Origin of the sequence: Pseudomonas mendocina, from assembly GCF_003008615.1 — a bacterium.
Taxonomy (GTDB): Bacteria; Pseudomonadota; Gammaproteobacteria; order Pseudomonadales; family Pseudomonadaceae; genus Aquipseudomonas; species Aquipseudomonas mendocina_C.
The window spans coordinates 1,446,109-1,464,210 of sequence record NZ_CP027657.1 but is presented as its reverse complement, the minus strand read 5'-3'; the positions used below and the strand labels follow the sequence as shown (position 1 = coordinate 1,464,210).

At 62.5% G+C, this 18,102-nt stretch carries 15 protein-coding genes; 7 read left to right on the top strand and 8 right to left on the bottom strand.

Annotated elements, in window-relative coordinates; translation table 11 throughout:
* Positions 1-28 precede the first annotated feature (28 nt).
* On the bottom strand, positions 29-1,555 hold the full coding sequence (locus C7A17_RS06815; protein WP_106737310.1) for an AhpA/YtjB family protein: 1,527 nt from the start codon (positions 1,553-1,555) through the stop codon (positions 29-31).
* A gap of 174 nt (positions 1,556-1,729) precedes the next feature.
* Between C7A17_RS06815 and serB the strand changes: the two genes are divergently transcribed.
* Positions 1,730-2,944, top strand: coding sequence for a phosphoserine phosphatase SerB (gene serB / locus C7A17_RS06810; protein ID WP_106737309.1), 1,215 nt, complete (start codon positions 1,730-1,732; stop codon positions 2,942-2,944).
* A 63-nt stretch (positions 2,945-3,007) separates the two neighbouring features.
* On the opposite strand, the gene C7A17_RS06805 is transcribed toward serB, so the two are convergent.
* The 5 genes from C7A17_RS06805 to C7A17_RS06785 form a co-directional block, all read right to left on the bottom strand.
* On the bottom strand, positions 3,008-5,077 hold the full coding sequence (locus C7A17_RS06805) for an EAL domain-containing response regulator (RefSeq protein WP_106737308.1): 2,070 nt from the start codon (positions 5,075-5,077) through the stop codon (positions 3,008-3,010).
* A gap of 63 nt (positions 5,078-5,140) precedes the next feature.
* Positions 5,141-6,943 carry a molecular chaperone gene (locus C7A17_RS06800; protein WP_106737307.1) on the bottom strand — a complete coding sequence of 601 codons (1,803 nt, stop codon included), beginning with the start codon at positions 6,941-6,943 and terminating at the stop codon, positions 5,141-5,143.
* Positions 6,944-7,105: 162 nt separating this feature from the next.
* Positions 7,106-7,966 carry an archaetidylserine decarboxylase gene (asd, locus tag C7A17_RS06795; protein WP_106737306.1) on the bottom strand — a complete coding sequence of 287 codons (861 nt, stop codon included), beginning with the start codon at positions 7,964-7,966 and terminating at the stop codon, positions 7,106-7,108.
* A gap of 69 nt (positions 7,967-8,035) precedes the next feature.
* On the bottom strand, positions 8,036-8,851 hold the full coding sequence (locus tag C7A17_RS06790) for a rhodanese-like domain-containing protein (RefSeq protein ID WP_106737305.1): 816 nt from the start codon (positions 8,849-8,851) through the stop codon (positions 8,036-8,038).
* A 50-nt stretch (positions 8,852-8,901) separates the two neighbouring features.
* Entirely contained in the window at positions 8,902-10,425 is a 1,524-nt protein-coding gene (locus tag C7A17_RS06785; protein WP_106737304.1) for an HDOD domain-containing protein, read from the bottom strand.
* Positions 10,426-10,544: 119 nt separating this feature from the next.
* Between C7A17_RS06785 and motA the strand changes: the two genes are divergently transcribed.
* Both motA and motB read left to right on the top strand, forming a co-directional pair.
* A complete protein-coding gene (gene motA, locus C7A17_RS06780) occupies positions 10,545-11,396 on the top strand; it encodes a flagellar motor stator protein MotA (RefSeq protein ID WP_106737303.1) in 852 nt (283 codons plus the stop codon).
* A 16-nt stretch (positions 11,397-11,412) separates the two neighbouring features.
* The gene (gene motB, locus C7A17_RS06775; RefSeq protein ID WP_106737302.1) at positions 11,413-12,444 is read left to right on the top strand and encodes a flagellar motor protein MotB; all 1,032 of its coding nucleotides are present in this window, start codon (positions 11,413-11,415) and stop codon (positions 12,442-12,444) included.
* On the opposite strand, the gene rsgA is transcribed toward motB, so the two are convergent.
* Positions 12,438-13,469: a small ribosomal subunit biogenesis GTPase RsgA gene (gene rsgA / locus C7A17_RS06770; RefSeq protein ID WP_106737301.1), complete on the bottom strand. Its 1,032-nt coding sequence runs from the start codon at positions 13,467-13,469 to the stop codon at positions 12,438-12,440. The two genes, motB and rsgA, sit on opposite strands and share 7 nt — an antisense overlap.
* A gap of 88 nt (positions 13,470-13,557) precedes the next feature.
* On the opposite strand from rsgA, the gene C7A17_RS06765 reads away from it, so the two are divergent.
* On the top strand, positions 13,558-14,352 hold the full coding sequence (locus tag C7A17_RS06765; protein ID WP_106737300.1) for a class I SAM-dependent methyltransferase: 795 nt from the start codon (positions 13,558-13,560) through the stop codon (positions 14,350-14,352).
* Positions 14,353-14,383: 31 nt separating this feature from the next.
* A complete protein-coding gene (orn, locus tag C7A17_RS06760; RefSeq protein ID WP_106737299.1) occupies positions 14,384-14,926 on the top strand; it encodes an oligoribonuclease in 543 nt (180 codons plus the stop codon).
* Between the two features lie 89 nt (positions 14,927-15,015).
* Here orn and queG read toward each other — a convergent pair whose 3' ends face one another.
* Positions 15,016-16,080, bottom strand: a complete 1,065-nt coding sequence (queG, locus tag C7A17_RS06755) for a tRNA epoxyqueuosine(34) reductase QueG (RefSeq protein WP_106737298.1) — start codon at positions 16,078-16,080, stop codon at positions 15,016-15,018.
* A gap of 61 nt (positions 16,081-16,141) precedes the next feature.
* On the opposite strand from queG, the gene C7A17_RS06750 reads away from it, so the two are divergent.
* On the top strand, positions 16,142-17,641 hold the full coding sequence (locus tag C7A17_RS06750) for an NAD(P)H-hydrate dehydratase (protein WP_234035894.1): 1,500 nt from the start codon (positions 16,142-16,144) through the stop codon (positions 17,639-17,641).
* The gene (gene tsaE / locus C7A17_RS06745) at positions 17,629-18,096 is read left to right on the top strand and encodes a tRNA (adenosine(37)-N6)-threonylcarbamoyltransferase complex ATPase subunit type 1 TsaE (protein WP_106737296.1); all 468 of its coding nucleotides are present in this window, start codon (positions 17,629-17,631) and stop codon (positions 18,094-18,096) included. The genes C7A17_RS06750 and tsaE overlap by 13 nt, the downstream gene beginning before the upstream one ends.
* Positions 18,097-18,102: the final 6 nt, after the last annotated feature.

The following is an 18,102-nucleotide window of genomic DNA, read 5'->3' as shown; positions in this document are numbered from 1 at the left end:
CACCCGCCCTACATGGGCTGCGTCGCTTTCACACTCGGTTGTCGTGCATGCGCGTCAGTTGCCGTTCCAGCAGGGCTGGATACGGATCGAGCAGGCGCTCCACGCAGCTTGCACCTTCCGGGCTGGCAATCGGGCGGATGCGAGCACGCTGGCGCACCAGCGCATCTTGGGCGACCCGCTGTTCGACCAGCAGCAGGTTGCGGCTGTGCTGCGATAGGGCCAAGGCATCCAGGGCGCTGTCACTGAGCAGCAACTCGGTTTGGCTCATTGCCTCCAGGTCGCTGCCCAGGGTCAGTCCCAACTGCAGTTGCAGGGTGATGCCACTGTCCGCCACTTCGATCTGCAAGGCATGGCCCAGAGCGCGCATCAGCTCGCCGCAGCAGATGGCGTGGGTCAGGTAGTCCTCGCCGCATTCACGCTGATGGAACAGGATCAGGCTGCTGCCGTCCTTGAGCGTGTGCAGTTGGCCCTGATAAAGCGCGGCAGCCTGTTCCATGCATGCTCGGTAGCGTTCCAGCAGATCCAGCAGGCGCGTGCGCGGCAGGCGCCGCAACTGTTCCTGTGCGCCAAGCTGGATCGCCAGAACGGCACTGGTCTGCGATGGACGCGGCGGTTTGACGGCCGGGGCAGGGGCTTCAGACTCGTCACGCAGATCGGAGAAGGGATCATCCGGCTCTATGGACTCGGGCCACGGCTTGAGCGGCTCTTCGTTGTCCTCGCCGAGATCGTGCTCGTCGAATGCATGCTCCGCAGTGGCCACTTCTTCATCATCGCCCAGGTCGGAGAAGGCGTTTTCATCCTGCTCGTGGGGATAGTTTTCGGCATCATCGAAGACGGAGTCGTCGTGCTCTGGCTCCGGCTTCTCGGGCACCAGGCGCGATTGCAGCTGGCGCGCCAGGTCACCGATTTCATCGTTGCGGCCTGCGCCCGGTGCAGGATCGTCCGGGTCGCGCAGCCATAAACGCAATTGCAGCAGTGGCGTGGAGATATGCCTGCCGAGACGCATGCTCAGCGATAGCGTCAGCGCCAACAGAATCAGGCTGAGAATGCCCATGCTCTGCAGGCTGATGGTCATCGGTTGCTGGAATTGGCGCATGTCCAGGCTGATGCGCAGTTGCCCGGCGATCACCTCCTGGAAGGTAATGGGGGTGGAATACAGTCCCTCGGTTTCGCCCAGTACGCTGCGTGTCGGGCGTGCGCCTGCTTCGGCAAGGATGCGGTTATCGACGCTGTAGATGGCCGCATGCGCCACCAGCGGATTCTTCGCCAGGTTATTGAGCAGTACGTTGAGGCTGAGGATGTCGTTGGACACCAGCAGTTCGGTGGCCGAAGCCGCCGTCTGGGTGATCAGCGCCTGGCCCAGTGCATCGGCCTGCTGCTGCATGGCCTGCTTGAACTGCATGCCCATGACCCAGGCGTAGATGACCATGGCCAGCGCCACCAGCAACAGGCTGTGGCTGGCGATGCGCAGCACCAAGGGCACCCGCCGCTGACGCAGCGCGTGGAAGATCATGATGAAGAAATTATCGGGTTTGACGGGCGCAGGCCGGTTCACAGAGCACGGCTCTTGTCGACTGAAGTTGCCGCGCAGTATAGCGAGCGGTCTGGAGCGGGCAAAGCGCGTGGCTGCACGGATCGGAGGGAAACTGGGTAGAATGTGCGCCTTTTCGTCGGCCTGTGGTCAATTCGCCGCTTGCCTGCCTCAATCGTTTGCCTTGGAGGGTGCGTCTTGCGCGAAATCGTCCTGATCAATATCACTGGCGAAGATCGCCCCGGACTCACCGCAGCCATCACCGGCGTACTGGCGCAAGGGGGGGTAAATATCCTCGACATCGGCCAGGCGGTGATCCACGACACCTTGTCGTTCGGCATCCTTATCGAGATTCCAGACAACGGCCGCTCCCAGGCCGTACTCAAGGATCTGCTGTTCACCGCCTACGAGCTCGATCAGCAGGTACGTTTCACCCCGGTATCCGAAGACGACTATCGCCAGTGGGTCGGCGGCCAGGGCAAGGCCCGCCATATCGTGACGCTACTGACGCGCAAGGTCAGTGCCGAGCAGTTGCAGCGGGTCAGCGCGATCACCGCCAAGTACGACCTGAACATCGACCATATCGACCGTCTTTCCGGACGCATGCCGCTGGATATGCCGGCCGAGCAGGGCAAGGGCTGCATCGAGTTTTCCGTGCGTGGCGAGCCGGCCGATCCTGCGGCCTTGCGTGCCGAGTTCCTCAGCGTGGCGCAGGAGTTGAACGTCGATATCGCCTTCCAGCGTGACTCGGTGTTTCGCCGCAACCGCCGCCTGGCCGTGTTCGATATGGATTCGACGCTGATCGAGGCCGAGGTGATCGATGAGCTGGCCAAGGCGGCTGGAGTCGGCGAGCAGGTGGCGGAAATTACCGAGCGCGCCATGCGTGGCGAGCTGGACTTCCGCGCCAGCTTCAAGGAACGCTTGGGTCTGTTGCAGGGTTTGTCGGAAGACGTGCTGGAGGAGATCGGCGCCTCGCTGCGTTTGACCGAGGGTGCAGAGGTGCTGTTTGCCGAGCTCAAGCGTCTGGGCTACAAGACCGCGATTCTTTCCGGCGGCTTCACCTACTTCGCCAAGCAGCTGCAGGCCAAGCTGGGTATCGATTACGTGTTCGCCAACGAGCTGCAGATCGAGAACGGCAAGGTCACCGGTGTCGCGGTCGAACCTATCGTCGATGCCCAGCGCAAGGCGGACTTGCTGCGCGAACTGGCGCAGAAGGAAGGCTTGCAGCTGGAGCAGACCATCGCCGTCGGCGACGGTGCCAACGATTTGCCGATGCTCGGGCTGGCCGGCCTTGGTGTGGCGTTTCGTGCCAAACCGCTGGTCAAACAATCGGCAAAGCAGGCCATATCCACCCTGGGCCTGGATGGCATTCTCTATTTGCTGGGCTTCCGTGATCGCGAGGGACAGGACTGAATCTCGGTTCCTCGGCAATGAAAAAGCCGCCTGTTCAGGCGGCTTTTTCGTTTCTGCGGCGGATTATTCGTCGCCGGCGGAGAAGTCGTAGTCCATCGACTGACTCGGGCCTTGCAGGTAGTAACCCTGGATAAAGTTGACCCCGGCCTGCCACAGCGTGGCCAGTACGCTGGCGCTTTCGACGAAGGGTACGATGGTCAGCTTGGCCTGGGCGTGCAGGCTGCTGAGCAGGGTTTTCAGCGCTTCCTGATTATCGGCGTTGCTCAGATCCTGGGAGAAGGAACCGTCGATTTTGACGAAGTCCACCTGCAGGTGCTTGAGCGTGTTGAACGGGTTCAGCGCGCAGCCGAATTGGCTCAGGGCGATCTTGCAGTGCAGCTCGGCAAGGCCCTGGGTCAGGGTTTTGGCCTGTTTCAGGTAGGCAATGGCATCCGGTTCACTGAACTGGAATACCAGCGAGTCCGATGGTAGGCGAGCGGCCTTGAGTGCCACGCTGAGCCAGGGCAGCAGGGTCTGATCTTGCAGGCTGGCGCTGGACAGGTGCACGAACAGGCGCGTGTTATGGCCTTTGGAGCGGTGGTCGGCCAGAATCTTGATCGAGTTGAGGATCACCCAGCGGTCGATCTTCTCACCCAGGCCGGCATCCTTGGCTGCCGCGAGGAACTGGGCGGGCGGTACTTCTTCGCCCTGGGGGCTGAGCAGGCGCAGCAGCACTTCATAGTGTTCGTGGGCGTCGCCGCGCAGGCTGATGATCGGTTGGAACAGCAGGCGGAAACTGTTGTTTTCCAATGCCTGTTGCACCATCGCCAGCAGGTTGCCGCGGTTAGCGGCGGCGGCCAGTTCGTCGGCCGGATTGAACAGTTTCAGCGCATTGCCATCGGCTAACTCGTCGGCACAACGGTGGGCGCGGTCGATGACTTCCTGGGCCTTGGCGGTCTTCTCGCTGAGGCCGGCAACGCCGATCGACAGGGTGGTTTGCGCTGTGCGCCCGCTGACGTCGAACAGATGGCCTTCGACTTTCTTCAGCAGTGTGGCCAGGTTGGCCTCGCACTGCTCGGGCGTCTGTCCTGGCAGCAGGGCGGCGAACACGTCGTCGCCGAAACGGGCCAGTTGGGTTTCGGCCGGGAAGTGCGCGCGCAGCAGGCCGCCAAGGTCGGCAAGCAACAGATCGACGCCGGCCAGACCGATTTCGCCTTGCATGCTGGCGTAACGGTCGACGCGCACATAAGCCAGCGTCGACGGTTGCCCGGTGCTGACTGCACGCTCGGCAGCGCTATCCATCAGTTCGAGGAAGTGGTTGCGGTTGAACAGGCCGGTGACCAGATCCTGACTGCTGATCTCGCGAAGTTTCTCTTCCAGCTCTGCATTGGAGGTTTCCGCGCGGATCACCACCTGAATGCAGGGTTCGCCGTCATAGGTGGCGGGCGAGAAGCTCATTTGCGCGGCGAAACTGCTGCCATCGGCACGAATGCCCTGGCAGCTCAGCTCGGCATTGCCTTCGGCGCTCTGATAGTTCTTCAGGAAGTCCTTGAATGCGCTCTGATCGGCACTGGCGATCAGGTCGATCATCGGCATGCCTTCGAGCTCTTCGCCATCTTCGTAGCGAAACAGTTCGAGATAGGCGCGGTTGGCATAGATATGCATGCCGTCGTGGACGTAGGTAATGGCGTCTACCGAACTTTCCAGCAGCAGCTGACAGCGTTTCTCTGCCTCACGCAGGGCCACTTCGGCGGCGCGCCGGGCACGGCGCTCTTCGAGGTTGGCCAGTTCGCGTTTAGCCACCAGCACCAGGCGCTCGTCCTCGCCTTGAGGTAATGCATCCTGGGCACCAAACAGCAGGGCTTCGGTGATGATCTCGGGATCGTTGCCATCGACCAGCTGGATGACCGGAATGTCCTTGGCCTGACGGCGGATGGCGGTGATCGCTTCGCTGGGGTCGAGCTGTTCGCTGCTCGGCGCGCAGATCAGCAGATCCCAGGTCTGTTGCAGGGTTTCTGCCAGGTCATCGCTGGAGGTCAGTCGATGGACGCGCGTGGCATGCCCGGCGTTGCGGAACAGACTGACCAGGCGCTCGGCTTCGTTCTGCGAATCCTCGAGAATCAGCAGGCGGATGGTTTTTTTTTCGATAGCCATAGGATGAATCAATACCGCGCCGAACGTGCGCGAAAAGGCGACAAATGGTGAGTTGGCCGCAGCCTACAGCGACTTCCAGAGTGAGTCAAAATCTTCCTCCCCAGCAGGCTTTTGGCTTTGCGAGGCTGTGACCGGCTTCCCGGCAGCGCCTTCTTCATCGCCCACACGGCGATACTCGAACTGGCTGAAACTACCGGTGCTGACCTGCTTGCGAGTCAGCACCGCGCGGTGCTCTTCGCCATGGTCGTTGATCAGTACCTTGCTGCCTTCCTGGAAGGGCAGGCGCGGCGTGATGAGGCTGGCAGGACGGGAGATGGCGCTGATTTCCGGCAGCAGCAGGGCACGTAGATACTGGCTGTTCTGCTCGGCCTTGCGCAGCAACTGCAGGCCACAAGGGCGGGCATGCGGTGCGATCAGTTCGATGCCCATTTGCGTGCCGCCACCACGAACCTGGCGAATCCAGCGCACGATGGCCACGCTCCAGCCCTGGCTGGGGCTGTCCTGTACGCCCAATAGTTCACCCGCTTGTAACTGGCTGGGGACATCCTTGGGCCAGGACAGGCAGTAGCCGCCGGGGCTGTGGTTGACGATCGCCAGTGGATAGGTGGGATAGGTCTCGCCACTGGTTTCCGGCGGGGCCTGCTCACCAGGCGTCACTTTGGTGTACTGAATTTCTTCGAAGTGGATCTCGTCGGCTGCGCTACGTTGAGCATCGAAGGCATTCGACCAGATGTCCGGTTCGCCAGTGGATGGCTTGAACACAGCGGCGCCGATTTCAACCGGGCGCTTGAGCACTTCTGCAAAGGAGCGGCGGCCGGAGAGGAAGAAATGCAGTGCGGTCATGCCAATGCACAGGGTCAGATTGCCCTGGCCTGCAGTGCGCTGGAAGGTGCGTTCGGCGATATCGCCCCAGGCCGCTGCCACGTGTTGCAGCAAGTCCAGGCTGATGCCGTCGGGAATCATCAGGTGCGATTTGCTGCGCTCTTCTTCAGGGAGCTCCAGGTATTCCTTGATCGCATCGACCAGTGGCTGGGTGTCGATACCCAGCAGGTTATGCAGTTCGCTGCTTTGGTATAGCGACTTGTAGCGCGGTGGGCCGTCGACCTGAGGCGCGAGAACGAACAGGCTATTGGGGTGATCGCCGGGTTGCAGTTTGACCAACGTGCTCCAGGGTTCCAGGGCTTCTGCCAGGCGGGCAATGCCGTTCTGACGCATCTGGTTGGTGCGCGCGCAACCGAGCAGAAGCGCGGTCACGTAGGTTTGTTCGAGGCTCAGTCCGGGAGTATGGCGTGCCAGCGGGTCGCGGATGACCTGACGTTGCAGGCGCTGCTCGCAGGCGATCTGGTACAGCTGGTGCAGCTCCAGCCAGAGTCCCTCGGGAACCGGGCAATACAGCTGGCTGGCGCGGATCAGGGGGCTGCACAGACTGTGGCTGGCGCGCTGCAGAGCAACGGCGAGCAACTGCTCGCGCTCTTTGCCGCTGCGCGTCATGGCGCGCGAGATGATCAGCTTGTAACCGACGGCCAGGTGATTCTGCAGGGCCTGGCACAGGTTGGCGACCTTGCGCGGGCGTTCATCGAGGACGATGGCCTGATTGAGGAAATGGCGCTCCAGGTGCTGGCAGACGAAGCTGACTTCCGGGCGCAGCAGTTCCAGAAGTTGCAGGCGGTTTTCCGAGGGCGTCAGGAGTTGGTTGAGTTCCACCAGGCTCTGGTACAGCTGGCGCGCAGTTTCACCGATGTTCGCTTTGGGCAGGCCAGCGATCCAGCGCTTGAGGTCGCGGGGGCTGCCGTCGCAGAAGCTGAGGCTTTGCTTGCTCGGTGTGGGAACGCGTAACAACTGTAGGTGGGGACTCTGCTTATCCATCAAACTCGGATACTCCGGCCACACGGACCAGCGGCTCTAGTAATAGTCTTTCGAACTCTAGCAGCATCTCGCCGCGCTGGCAGCCGTTCTATGGAACGGCTGCCATGTGAGCGTTCGGTTCTATGACCAGATGGTCGATGTTCGGGTTCAGGCTGCCCAGTCTCAGGCTTGGGCATTACCGAGCAACTGACCCATGCGCACGGGGCTGCCAGCGCCCAGCTCTTCGGCCCACTGCACCTGCTCCGGGCCGAACAGAACGATGGCGGTTGAACCCAGCTTGAAACGTCCCAGCTCGGCACCCTTGGCCAGCTCGATGGGGCCGCGCGACTCTGCGTCGTAACGAGTGCTCTTCAGTTCGCGTTTGGGTGGCGTAACCAGGCCGGCCCATACGGTTTCCACGCTGGCCACGATCATTGCACCGACCAGAACCACGGCCATCGGGCCGCGCTCGGTGTCGAACAGACAGACCACGCGCTCGTTGCGGGCAAAGAGTTCCGGTACGTTTTCCGCCGTGGTCTGGTTGACCGAGAACAGGCGGCCCGGCACGTAGACCATCTCCTTCAGCGTGCCTGCCAGCGGCATATGGACGCGGTGGTAGTCCTTGGGGGAAAGGTACACGGTGGCGAACTGGCCACCCATGAAGGGGGCGGCGCGGCTGGCATCGCCGCCGAGCAGTTCGGTGGCGCTGAAGCTGTGTCCCTTGGCCTGGAAGATACGACCATGCTCGATGGCACCCAGTTGGCTGATCGCACCATCGGCCGGGCTGAGAATTGCACCTGGGGTTTCATCCAGTGGGCGGGCGCCGTCTTTCAGTGCGCGGGTGAAGAAGGCATTGAAGTGTTCGTATGCGCTCAGCTCTTCGACCTGGGCTTCGCTCATGTTGACCTGGTACTGCTTGGCGAACCAGGCGATCAGGCGATTCTTCAGCCAGCCGATGCGGCATTCGGCCACGCAGCCGATCAGGCGCGAGAGCAGATGGTGAGGCAGCAGGTACTGGCTGAGGATAAAAAGACGTTGTTTCATCGTGTTTCCTTGAAGGTTCGAACCAGGCTGGCATGGCCAGGCCGGGGTGCAACGGATTGTCGATCAGGCTCAGCGTTCGATCGGCGTGTCGGGCAGATTGCCCCACTCGGCCCAGGAGCCGGCATAGGCCTTCACTCGCGGATAGCCCAGTGACTTGGCCACCACGTAGGTGAAGCCTGAGCGGCGATGGGTCTGGCAGTGAGTGATGATTTCCTTGTCCGGGGTGATGCCCAGATGGTGCAGGACATCGGCAATGTCCGTACGGATACGCATTCCGCGCTGCGGATCCATGCCAGCCGTCCATTCGAAATTGATCGCGCCGGGAATATGGCCACCGCGTGCTGAACTGAGCTTCTCGCCGCGGTATTCATCTGCGCCGCGTACGTCCCAGATTGCCACGTCGGCATCCCCAAGGCGTGTCTGGAGGTAGTCGCGCGTTGCCGTGGGTTCGTCGTGCAGCGTCAGTGATACCTGTGTGGGGTGTCGCGCTGGCGTGTCCTGGCTCAGCTCGCGTCCTTCGCTGATCCAGGCTTGCAGGCCGCCGTTGAGGAAGTGATGGCGGCTGTGGCCGATTACGTCGAGAAGCCAGATGAATCGTCCGGCCCAGGGGCCGCCTTCATCGTCGTACAGCACGTAGGTCGCGTCCGGGCGATGGCCGATATCGGCGAACAGCGCCTCCAGTTGAGTGCGCTCGGGCAGCAGGCCGGGGGCGGGCGGCTGGCCCAGTTGCGTGCGCTTGGCATCGACCCACTGGGCGCCGGGAATATGGCCGGCGGCATAACGTGCAGCGCTACTGAGATCGATCAGGATCAGATCGGCTGCATCCAGGCGCTCGGCCAGTTCGGCGGGCTCGATCACCAGCGGCAGGTTGGCGAAGGCGGACATGACGGCCTCCCTATATGAAAAGAGGTCGATTGTAGCGGAATCCGAGTGGTTCAGCGCCCGCGGCGGGAAAAGCTGGCCAGGGCGCGTTCGATGCACTGTACGGTCTTGCCGAACGCTTGCAGGCAAACATCGTTCAGCGGCTGGCCGCCTTGGTCGGCGACCACCAGCATTACCACGCGACCGTTGCTGGCGATGGAGCGCAGCAGAATATGCTCGCTGGGGAACAGGGCTTTCAGGTTGCCTGGCAACAGTGCGGAAAATTGGGCCACGTTGGCGGGCGTCAGGCGCAGTTGGCCGGGCTGGCTGAGCAGACGGCGCAATACCTGGCTCTGTGCCGGGTCGAGTGCCAGGGTAAGCGCGCCAGCGTCGAGCCCGAACTGTTGCTGGGTTTGCAGTCGGCTATGCAGGCGATCGGCAAGCAGCAACAGGATGCGCCTGAGGCCGCAAGCTTGCAGGGCATCGCGCGCGCATGCAGTCAATTGCGGGACGTTGGTGAAGCTGCTGGGCTCTTCGAGCAGACGAGCACAGTGCTGGCGCCAGGCGGCGAGGTCATCGCGTTTGGGCGGCGGCGCCACGTTAACGGCAGGCGTCAGACGATGGGCGTCCCATGGCCAGATCAGGGCCTGCGCTGGATGCCAGAGTGCGTTGTCATGGATCAGGCGGGCGCTGCTGACCGCGTGTTGGTGGACTTCCTGTTGTAGCTCGCTCAAGGGGAGCTGCAGGTAGAGGCCGGTGAGTCTTTGCCAGCGCAGGCTGTGGTCGGTATTCCAGGCATGGTGGGCGGACACGGCCAGGCCGTTGGCCAGCAATACGCAGTTGCTCGGTTGTGTCAGCCAGTGGCGCAGCGGTGTATCGGCATCGAGCATCTGCTGCTGATGCAGCGGGTGTTCGTTGTCGCGGGCGATGTGCAGCGCCTTGACCAACTGGCGACGATCACGCTCCAGCAGGCGGTAGCCTCGCACGATCCATTCCGGTAGGCGCCAACGCTCGGCCAGCTTGACGCACAGTTGGATCAGCGGAACGCCGAGCAACTCCTTTTCGACCTTCGCCGGGCGTTCACCCTTGAGCAGAACGCGCTGCTCCCATGCCTCGAAAAGCTGAGGGTGTGCGCACAGTAGCGGCCAGATCGGCGCGAGAAACAGCAGGCTACAACCGTGCAGCTCATTCCACAGGCGTGCCAGGCGTGCTCCAAACAGGCCACGGGCCTGTTGGCTGGCATGCTGGCTGATCAACAGGATTTGCCGGAATGCCAGGGGGATTTCGTGCTCGGGCAGGGCTGGCGCCTGGTTCAGTAGCGCCTCGCAACGGCTCAGCCCTAGGCGCGACAAGGCTGTTTCGACGCTTTCGGCCGGGTCGCTGAGGCTATTGCCTGACTGATTGGCTTCGCGCAATACCTGCAGGGCGAAGGAGGGGCTCAGTTCGATCGCCTCGGCAATTTCGCGCCAGGTGCGGCGGCTGTCGGCAAGGATGCGACGCAGGCGCAAGTGTTGTTGCTGCTCGATTGGCAGTGGCAACTTGCCCAGTTGTTGTAACCAGGCATCCAGAGTGCGTGGTAGAGACTTTGACGTCGACATATTGGCTCGAGTCGAACTGGCTTTTGACCATAACTGGCTATAGTCTGGCGTATAAGTTCCGATAATTAGAAGGGTTGTTTTTAATAACCCATCCTCTAGGCTCTGCAAGCGTCTCTTTCATGGCAAAAATCATAGGCATCATTGTCGTCTTTGGCTGCGTATTCGGCGGGTTCATGCTTTCGGGCGGAAAGCTGATGGCATTGGTGCACCCCTTCGAAGTGATGATTATCGGCGGTGCGGCGCTGGGTGCATTCCTGCAGGCAAACCCCGGCAGCATGTTCATGACGGTATTTAAAAAGTCGCTGAGCATGTTTGGCAGTCGTTTCACCCATGCTTATTACCTCGAAGTGCTCAAGCTTCTGTACGAAATCCTCAACAAGAGTCGCCGCGAAGGCATGATGGCCATCGAGGCAGATGTCGAGGATCCTAACGCCAGTCCGATCTTCAGCAAGTATCCAGGCGTACTCAAAGATGCGCGAATGACCGCGTTCATCTGTGATTACCTGCGCATCATGTCGTCCGGCAACATGGCACCGCATGAACTGGAAGGGCTGTTCGACATGGAGCTAGCCAGCCTCAAGGAGGAAGTCGAGCACCCGGCTCATGCGGTCGCCAAGGTCGCCGACGGCATGCCGGCGATGGGTATCGTTGCGGCGGTACTGGGCATCGTGATCACCATGTCGATTCTGGCCGAGGCGGACAACGCGCAGATCGGTGAGAAAGTGGGTACCGCACTGGTCGGTACCTTCCTCGGGATTCTCGCCTCTTATGGCTTCTTCGGCCCGCTGTCGGGCGCGCTGGAGCATGATGCCAAGGAGGAACTGAACCTCTATGAAGCGATCAAGGCGACCCTGGTCGCTTCGGCCTCGGGCATGCCGCCGAGCCTGGCGGTGGAGTTCGGCCGCAAGGTGCTCTATCCGGCGCACCGGCCGAGCTTCAGCGAGCTCGAGCAGGCCATGCGTGGCAACTGAGCCGAGTCGCTGAATCATGGAAAACAACCAACCCATCATCGTCAAGCGGGTCAAGAAGAGCGCTGGCGGGCATCATGGCGGTGCCTGGAAGATCGCGTTCGCCGACTTTGCCACCGCGATGATGGCGTTCTTCCTGGTGATGTGGCTGATGTCTTCGGCTACGCCGGAGCAGAAACGCGCCATTTCCGGTTATTTCCAGGATCCCGTTGGTTTTACCGAAAGTGCCAGCCCCTATGCCATCGATCTGGGCGGCACGCCGACGCCGGCTCCCGAGCGCACGCTGAACCCGGATATGTCGGAAACGCCTGAAAGCCAGCCGGATGAAGTCAACATCAGCTCCGACATGGTCGAGACCCTGGCGGACAAGATGGAGCGCGAACGCCTGGAGTTGCTGCTGCAGGAGTTGCAGAACAAGGTCGAGGAGAATCCGCAACTGCAGCGTTTCAAGGACCAGATCCTGTTCGAGATCACCCAGGATGGTTTGCGCATCCAGATCATGGATGCCGAGAACCGACCGATGTTCGCCCTCGGCAGCGCCGAGTTGCAGCCTTATTTCGAAGACATCCTGCTGGCCATGGCCGATACCATTCGCGCGGTGCCGAACAAGATCAGCATCAGCGGCCATACCGATGCCAAGCCCTTCGTGGGGCGCGGTGATTTCGGCAACTGGGAGTTGTCGGCCAACCGCGCCAATGCGGCGCGGCGTACGCTGATCGCGGGCGGCTATTCCGAAGACCAGGTGGCGCGGGTAGTGGGCTATGCCTCGTCGGCGCTGTTCGATCGCGAAGACCCGCTCAATCCGGTCAATCGGCGTATCGACATCATCGTGCTGACCAAGAAGGCCCAGCGCGCCATCGAGGGTGAACAGGGAGCTGACGAAGGTGCGGCCGCTCCGGCTGCATCGGATGCGCCGCCTGCCGCCCAGGCGCCGAACGGTCAGGCACCGAACGGTGCGCCAGGCGACCCGCTACCAGCCGACCAGGTGCGCCAGCGTCTGAATATCTTCGAAGATGGCGCTCTGCAGCTCGATCAACTGAACAATCAGTAATCGTCTTCCGGCAGGCTGGCGAGGATGTGCCGGTAGCTGGCCATGCGTTGAGGCTGCACGCGGCCATCTTCCAGAGCTTGTAGCAGCGCACAGCCAGGCTCGCGGTCGTGCTTGCAGTCGCGAAAGCGGCAGCGACCGAGCAGGTCGTGGAACTCGATGAAACCCGCCTCCACATCATCACGGCTGACATGGCCCAGGCCGAATTCGCGGATGCCGGGCGAATCGATCAACTGGCCGCCGCCCGGGAAGTGGAATAGTCGCGCCGTGGTGGTGGTGTGCGTGCCCTTGCCGGTCAGCTCCGACAGGGCGCCGACGCGGGTATCGACGCCGGGCAGCAACCCGTTGACCAGCGATGACTTGCCCACGCCGGACTGGCCAACGAATACGCTGACATTGCCGTCCAGGCGTTGCTTCAACTGCTCCATGCCATCGCCCTGATGGGCCGAAACCTCCAGCAGTGGATAGCCCAGTTGGCGATAGACCTTGAGCAGCGCATCGAGCGCCCCCTGATTCTGTTCGTCGATCAGGTCGGCTTTGTTCAGCAGCAGCAAGGGATGAATACCGGCGTGCTCGGCGGCCACCAGATAACGGTCGATCAGATTGGCGTGCGGTTCGGGCAGTGGGGCAAAGACAATGACGATCTGGTCGACGTTGGCGGCGACCGGTTTGAGCTGGCCACGCATGTCGGGCCGACATAGCTCGCTGGTTCTCGGCAGTTGCGCGACGATCACACCGTCGCCCTGATTGCCGGGACGCCAGACCACCTGATCACCAGTGACCAGCGCCGGCAGGTTGGCGCGCAAATGGCAGCGGAATATCTGCCCGGCCAGTTCGCCCTGCAGGCCTTCGATTTCAACCTGGACGCCGAAGTGAGCGATCACCAGGCCGGTCTGCTCCGGCCCCAGGTCTCCGCCTTCCAATGCTTCCATCGCCCGTGACTCGCGCTTGGCGGCGCGGGCGGCGCGCTCGCCCTGAATCTTTTCGATCCGCCAGTTCTGGCGGCGATTGAGTTGGCGTTTGGCCATGGGGTTTCCGGGGTGGTGGAGAGTTGATCGCGGCGAGTTTAGCATGAGCGCTCGGCGGCCATTCGGCTGCCAGCAGCAGAGACTGGGAATGGCGATAAGCGAGGAAAGAGCGGTACTGCGGTTACCGGTGTTGCGTGCCTTGTTGGCACAAGGCCTGGCCGTGGCCCTGGTGGTGGTGCTGGTGTATTTGCTGGCATTGCTGCCCTGGCGCATGTCGTTGCTGTCGGTGGCTCTCTTGCAGGGCGTTCTGGCTGCGGGGATTGGCTGGCGGCTTGGCCTGTCGCGCTGGTGGTTGTGGATCAACCTGGCTTTTCTGCCGGCTCTGCTCGTGGTGCAGCGCGCCGAATTGCCTGGCTGGCTGTTCCTCTTGGGCTTCGTGCTGTTGCTCCTGGTCAACTGGAACAGCCTGCGCGAACAGGTTCCCCTCTATTTGAGTGGTCGCAAAGCGCAGCAACGCCTGCAGCAGTGCTTGAGCGAGCGCGAGTTGCCACTGCGTTTCGTTGATCTGGGGTGCGGGACGGCAGGCACGCTGCTGCAACTCGCACGACGTTTTCCGCGTGGGCAGTTCGTCGGGGTCGAAACGGCGCCATTGCTCTTTGTCTTCGCCTGGTTGCGCTGCTTGCTGCAGGAAAATTGCAGCATTCGCTATCAGAGCCTGTGGCAGGTCGATCTGGCGACCTTCGATGTCGTCTACTGCTTTCTCTCGCCGGTGCCGATGCCGCGGCTCTGGGCCAAGGCACACACTGAGATGCGTGCAGGTAGCTGGTTGATCAGTAATACCTTCGAGATTCCGGAAGTGCCTGCCGACCAGATGTTCGAGGTCAACGAAGGGCGCCAGACCCGATTGTTGCTCTGGCAGATGAAGGGGGCGGATATCCGCTAGACTTGGCGCCTGAGCCAAGGAGCCCTTCATCATGCAGAACCCCAACAACCTGATCTGGATCGACCTGGAAATGACCGGTCTGGAGCCAGAGCGCGATGTGATCATCGAAATGGCCACTATCGTCACCGATAGCGAGTTGAACGTGTTGGCCGAAGGCCCGGTCATCGCCGTTCACCAGAGCGATGAGGCCCTGGCTGGCATGGATGAGTGGAATACCCGCACCCATGGCCAGAGTGGCCTGACCCAACGCGTGCGTGAGAGTCGTATCGACACGGCAGCGGCCGAAGCGCAGACCATCGCCTTCCTCGAGCAGTGGGTGCCGAAGGGCAAATCGCCGATCTGCGGTAACAGCATCGGCCAGGATCGTCGTTTCCTCTACAAGTACATGCCAGCTCTGGAAGCTTATTTCCACTATCGCTATCTGGATGTGTCGACGCTGAAGATTCTCGCCGGCATGTGGGCGCCAGAGGTCAAGGACAGCTTCCAGAAAACCGCCACGCACCAGGCGCTGGACGACATTCGTGAGTCCATCGCCGAGCTTCGCCACTACCGCGAGCACTTCCTCAAGGTCTGAACGGCCGATAAAAGAGCGCTGGAGGCTGAACGGGTAGCCCGGATGGAATCCGGGGCCACGGCTCACCTAATCCCCGGATTGCATCCGGGCTACGGGGCGCCATGCCGATCCAGCGCCCATTCGACGTGCTCTCGCACCAGTGCTGAGGGGTGTTCGCGTCGCGCCCGCAAGGCCTCCAGCACCGGGATCGTCGAGGGCGCATTGCCAAGCCCGACCGCCAGATTGCGCAGCCAGCGCTCGTAGCCGGCGCGGCGCAGCGGCGAGCCTTCGGTGCGGCTGAGAAACTCCTCTTCCGTCCACAGGAACAGCTCGGCCAGGCCGCTGTTGTCCAGGCCATGGCGTGGCTGGAAATCGCCCTGTTCGGTGGGGCGGGCGAAGCGATTCCAGGGACAGACGATCTGGCAATCATCGCAGCCGAACACCCGGTTGCCGATGGGGGCGCGCAATTCCTCCGGGATCGAGCCTTTGAGCTCGATGGTCAGGTAGGAGATACAGCGCCGCGCATCCAGTACATAAGGGCCGACGAAGGCGGCGGTGGGGCAGATGTCCATGCAGGCGCTGCAGCGCCCGCAATGTTCACTGCCGTGCGGGGCATCGACCGGCAGCGGCAGGTCGACGAACAGTTCGCCGAGAAAGAAATAGCTGCCGGCCTTGCGGTTGAGCACCAGCGTGTTCTTGCCAATCCAGCCCAGTCCGGCCTGCTCGGCGATGGCCTTTTCCAGTACCGGGGCGCTGTCGACGAAGGCACGGTAGCCGAATGGGCCGATCTGCTGCTGGATGCGCTCGGCCAGTTGCTGCAAGCGCTTGCGGATCAGTTTGTGATAGTCGCGGCCAAGGGCGTAGCGCGACACATAGGCCTGCTCTGGTTCCCTCAGGCGCTGAGCCATCTGTGTATCACCGGGCAGGTAATCCATGCGCAGCGACACCACACGTAGAGTGCCCGGCACCAGTTCCTGCGGGCGCGAGCGCTTGTCGCCGTGCGCGGCCATATAGTCCATCTCGCCCTGATAGCCTGCGGCCAGCCAGCGCTTGAGGTGCGCTTCGTGCTCGCCCAACTCGACATCGGCAATGCCAACTTGCTGGAAGCCCAACTCGCGCCCCCAGTCCTTGATGGACAGGGCGAGGGCATTGAGGTCGAGGGCGTGGTCGGACATGGGGCGGGCGCTGGCGTTGGACGTGCGTATAATTCTGCCAGACATCTGCCCTGAGCGAGCCATGCATCGACTTCCTGCTTCTTTGCCCTTGAGCCTGCACAGCGCCGAGCAAGTGCGTGCGCTGGATGCACAACTGATCGCAGCCGGTACGCCGGGCTTCGAGCTGATGCAGCGTGCGGCCCATGCGGCCTGGCGCGTTTTGCGCCGGAAGTGGCCGGAGGCCGGCGAGATCACCGTGCTGGCCGGGCGCGGCAACAATGCCGGGGATGGTTATCTGATTGCTGCCCTTGCGCTGCGCGCGGGTTGGCGTGTGAGGGTGCTGGCAGTGGGTGACGCGGCAGCCCTGGTCGGGGATGCCGCTCAGGCGTGCACGGAGGCCCGCAGTGCACAGGTGGCTATACAGCCATGGAGCGAGTGCGCGCCGTTGTCCGGCGTGCTGGTCGATGCCTTGCTCGGCACCGGCCTGGCTGGCGATGTGCGTGAGCCTTATGCCCAGGCGATACGCCTGATCAATCACAGCGGCCTGCCGGTGCTGGCGGTGGATATCCCTTCTGGGTTGCATGCCGAGACGGGGGCGCAGCTTGGTGTGGCGGTGCGTGCCGATCTGACCGTGACCTTCATCGCTCTCAAGTTGGGTCTGTTCACCGGGCTAGGGCCGGAGCTATGCGGGGAATTGCAGTTCGACGACCTGCTGGGCGATGCGTCCTTGCTGGCACAGGCCCCCAGCCTGGCGCAGCGCCTCGATCCTGCCAACCTGCCGCGCCTGGCTGCCCGCTCACCCGTCGCGCACAAGGGCCAGTTTGGCCATGTGCTGGTGGTGGGCGGCGACCTGGGCATGGGCGGTGCGGCGCTGTTATGTGCCGACAGCGCCTTGCGTGCTGGCGCTGGCCTGGTGTCGTTAGCCACGCGCGCGGAGCATGTCACGGCGGCCCTGGTGCGCCGGCCGGAAGTCATGTGTGCGGCGGTGAACTCGGCCAATCAGCTGATCGCACTGATCGAGCGTGCCGGTGTCTGCGTAGTGGGCCCTGGACTGGGGCAGAGTGCCTGGTCGCGCAGTGTGCTGTCTGCCGTCGTTGGTCTTGATCTGCCGCAGGTCTGGGATGCCGATGCGCTGAATCTTCTGGCCGCCGGCCAGGTGTCAGCACCGCTTCAGGGCGTGCTGACGCCGCATCCGGGCGAAGCGGCGCGGTTGCTGGGCATCGATAGCGCTGCGTTGCAGGCGGATCGTCCTGCTGCGGCGCGTGCGCTGGCAGCGCGTTTCGGCCTGGTCGTGGTGCTCAAGGGCGCCGGCAGTCTTGTTGCGGCGCCGGATGGGCGCCTGGTGTTGTGTGATCGCGGGCATCCAGCCATGGCTGGCGCTGGCCTGGGCGATGTGCTTGCGGGGCTGATAGGCGCTTTGCTGGCGCAGGGCATGGAGGCATTCGAGGCAGCCAGCCTGGCGGTCTGGCTGCATGCGCGGGCCGGTGAGGTGCTCGCCGCGCAGGGGCGTGGTCTGGCGGCGGGTGATCTACCCTGCGCCATTCGTCTGTTACTGGAGGAGTTGTGTCCTTGTGTGAATTGAAACTCGAAGCCGCCGACGAAGCGGCTATGCTGGTTCTCGGTGCACGTATCGCTGCGGTCAGCGGTGGTGTGGGCGTCATCTACCTGCATGGCGATCTGGGGGCGGGCAAGACTACGTTGTCACGCGGTATTCTGCGTGGCCTGGGCCATGCAGGGGCCGTGAAAAGCCCGACCTTCACCCTGGTCGAGCCCTACGAGATCGGCGCACTGCGGGCGTTTCATTTCGACCTTTATCGCCTGGTCGATCCGGAGGAGTTGGAGTTTCTCGGCATTCGCGACTACTTCGAAGGCGACGCGTTATGCCTGATCGAGTGGCCGCAGCGTGGCGAGGGCGTTTTGCCAAAGCCTGACCTGGACATTACCATTAGCCCCCAAGCGAGCGGCCGTTCGCTGTTGCTGCAAGGGCATGGGACTCGAGGGGATGCCTGGTGCAAGGCCCTGAGCGGCAAGGTTTAGATAAGA

Bases quoted from the DNA above. Each gene is read 5' to 3' on its own strand.
- C7A17_RS06805 (WP_106737308.1), bottom strand. From the start codon at position 5,077: ATGGCTATCGAAAAAAAAACCATCCGCCTGCTGATTCTCGAGGATTCG.
- C7A17_RS06800 (WP_106737307.1), bottom strand. From the start codon at position 6,943: ATGGATAAGCAGAGTCCCCACCTACAGTTGTTACGCGTTCCCACACCG.
- asd (WP_106737306.1), bottom strand. From the start codon at position 7,966: ATGAAACAACGTCTTTTTATCCTCAGCCAGTACCTGCTGCCTCACCAT.
- C7A17_RS06790 (WP_106737305.1), bottom strand. From the start codon at position 8,851: ATGTCCGCCTTCGCCAACCTGCCGCTGGTGATCGAGCCCGCCGAACTG.
- C7A17_RS06785 (WP_106737304.1), bottom strand. From the start codon at position 10,425: ATGTCGACGTCAAAGTCTCTACCACGCACTCTGGATGCCTGGTTACAA.
- motA (WP_106737303.1), top strand. From the start codon at position 10,545: ATGGCAAAAATCATAGGCATCATTGTCGTCTTTGGCTGCGTATTCGGC.
- motB (WP_106737302.1), top strand. From the start codon at position 11,413: ATGGAAAACAACCAACCCATCATCGTCAAGCGGGTCAAGAAGAGCGCT.
- rsgA (WP_106737301.1), bottom strand. From the start codon at position 13,469: ATGGCCAAACGCCAACTCAATCGCCGCCAGAACTGGCGGATCGAAAAG.
- C7A17_RS06765 (WP_106737300.1), top strand. From the start codon at position 13,558: ATGGCGATAAGCGAGGAAAGAGCGGTACTGCGGTTACCGGTGTTGCGT.
- orn (WP_106737299.1), top strand. From the start codon at position 14,384: ATGCAGAACCCCAACAACCTGATCTGGATCGACCTGGAAATGACCGGT.
- queG (WP_106737298.1), bottom strand. From the start codon at position 16,080: ATGTCCGACCACGCCCTCGACCTCAATGCCCTCGCCCTGTCCATCAAG.
- C7A17_RS06750 (WP_234035894.1), top strand. From the start codon at position 16,142: ATGCATCGACTTCCTGCTTCTTTGCCCTTGAGCCTGCACAGCGCCGAG.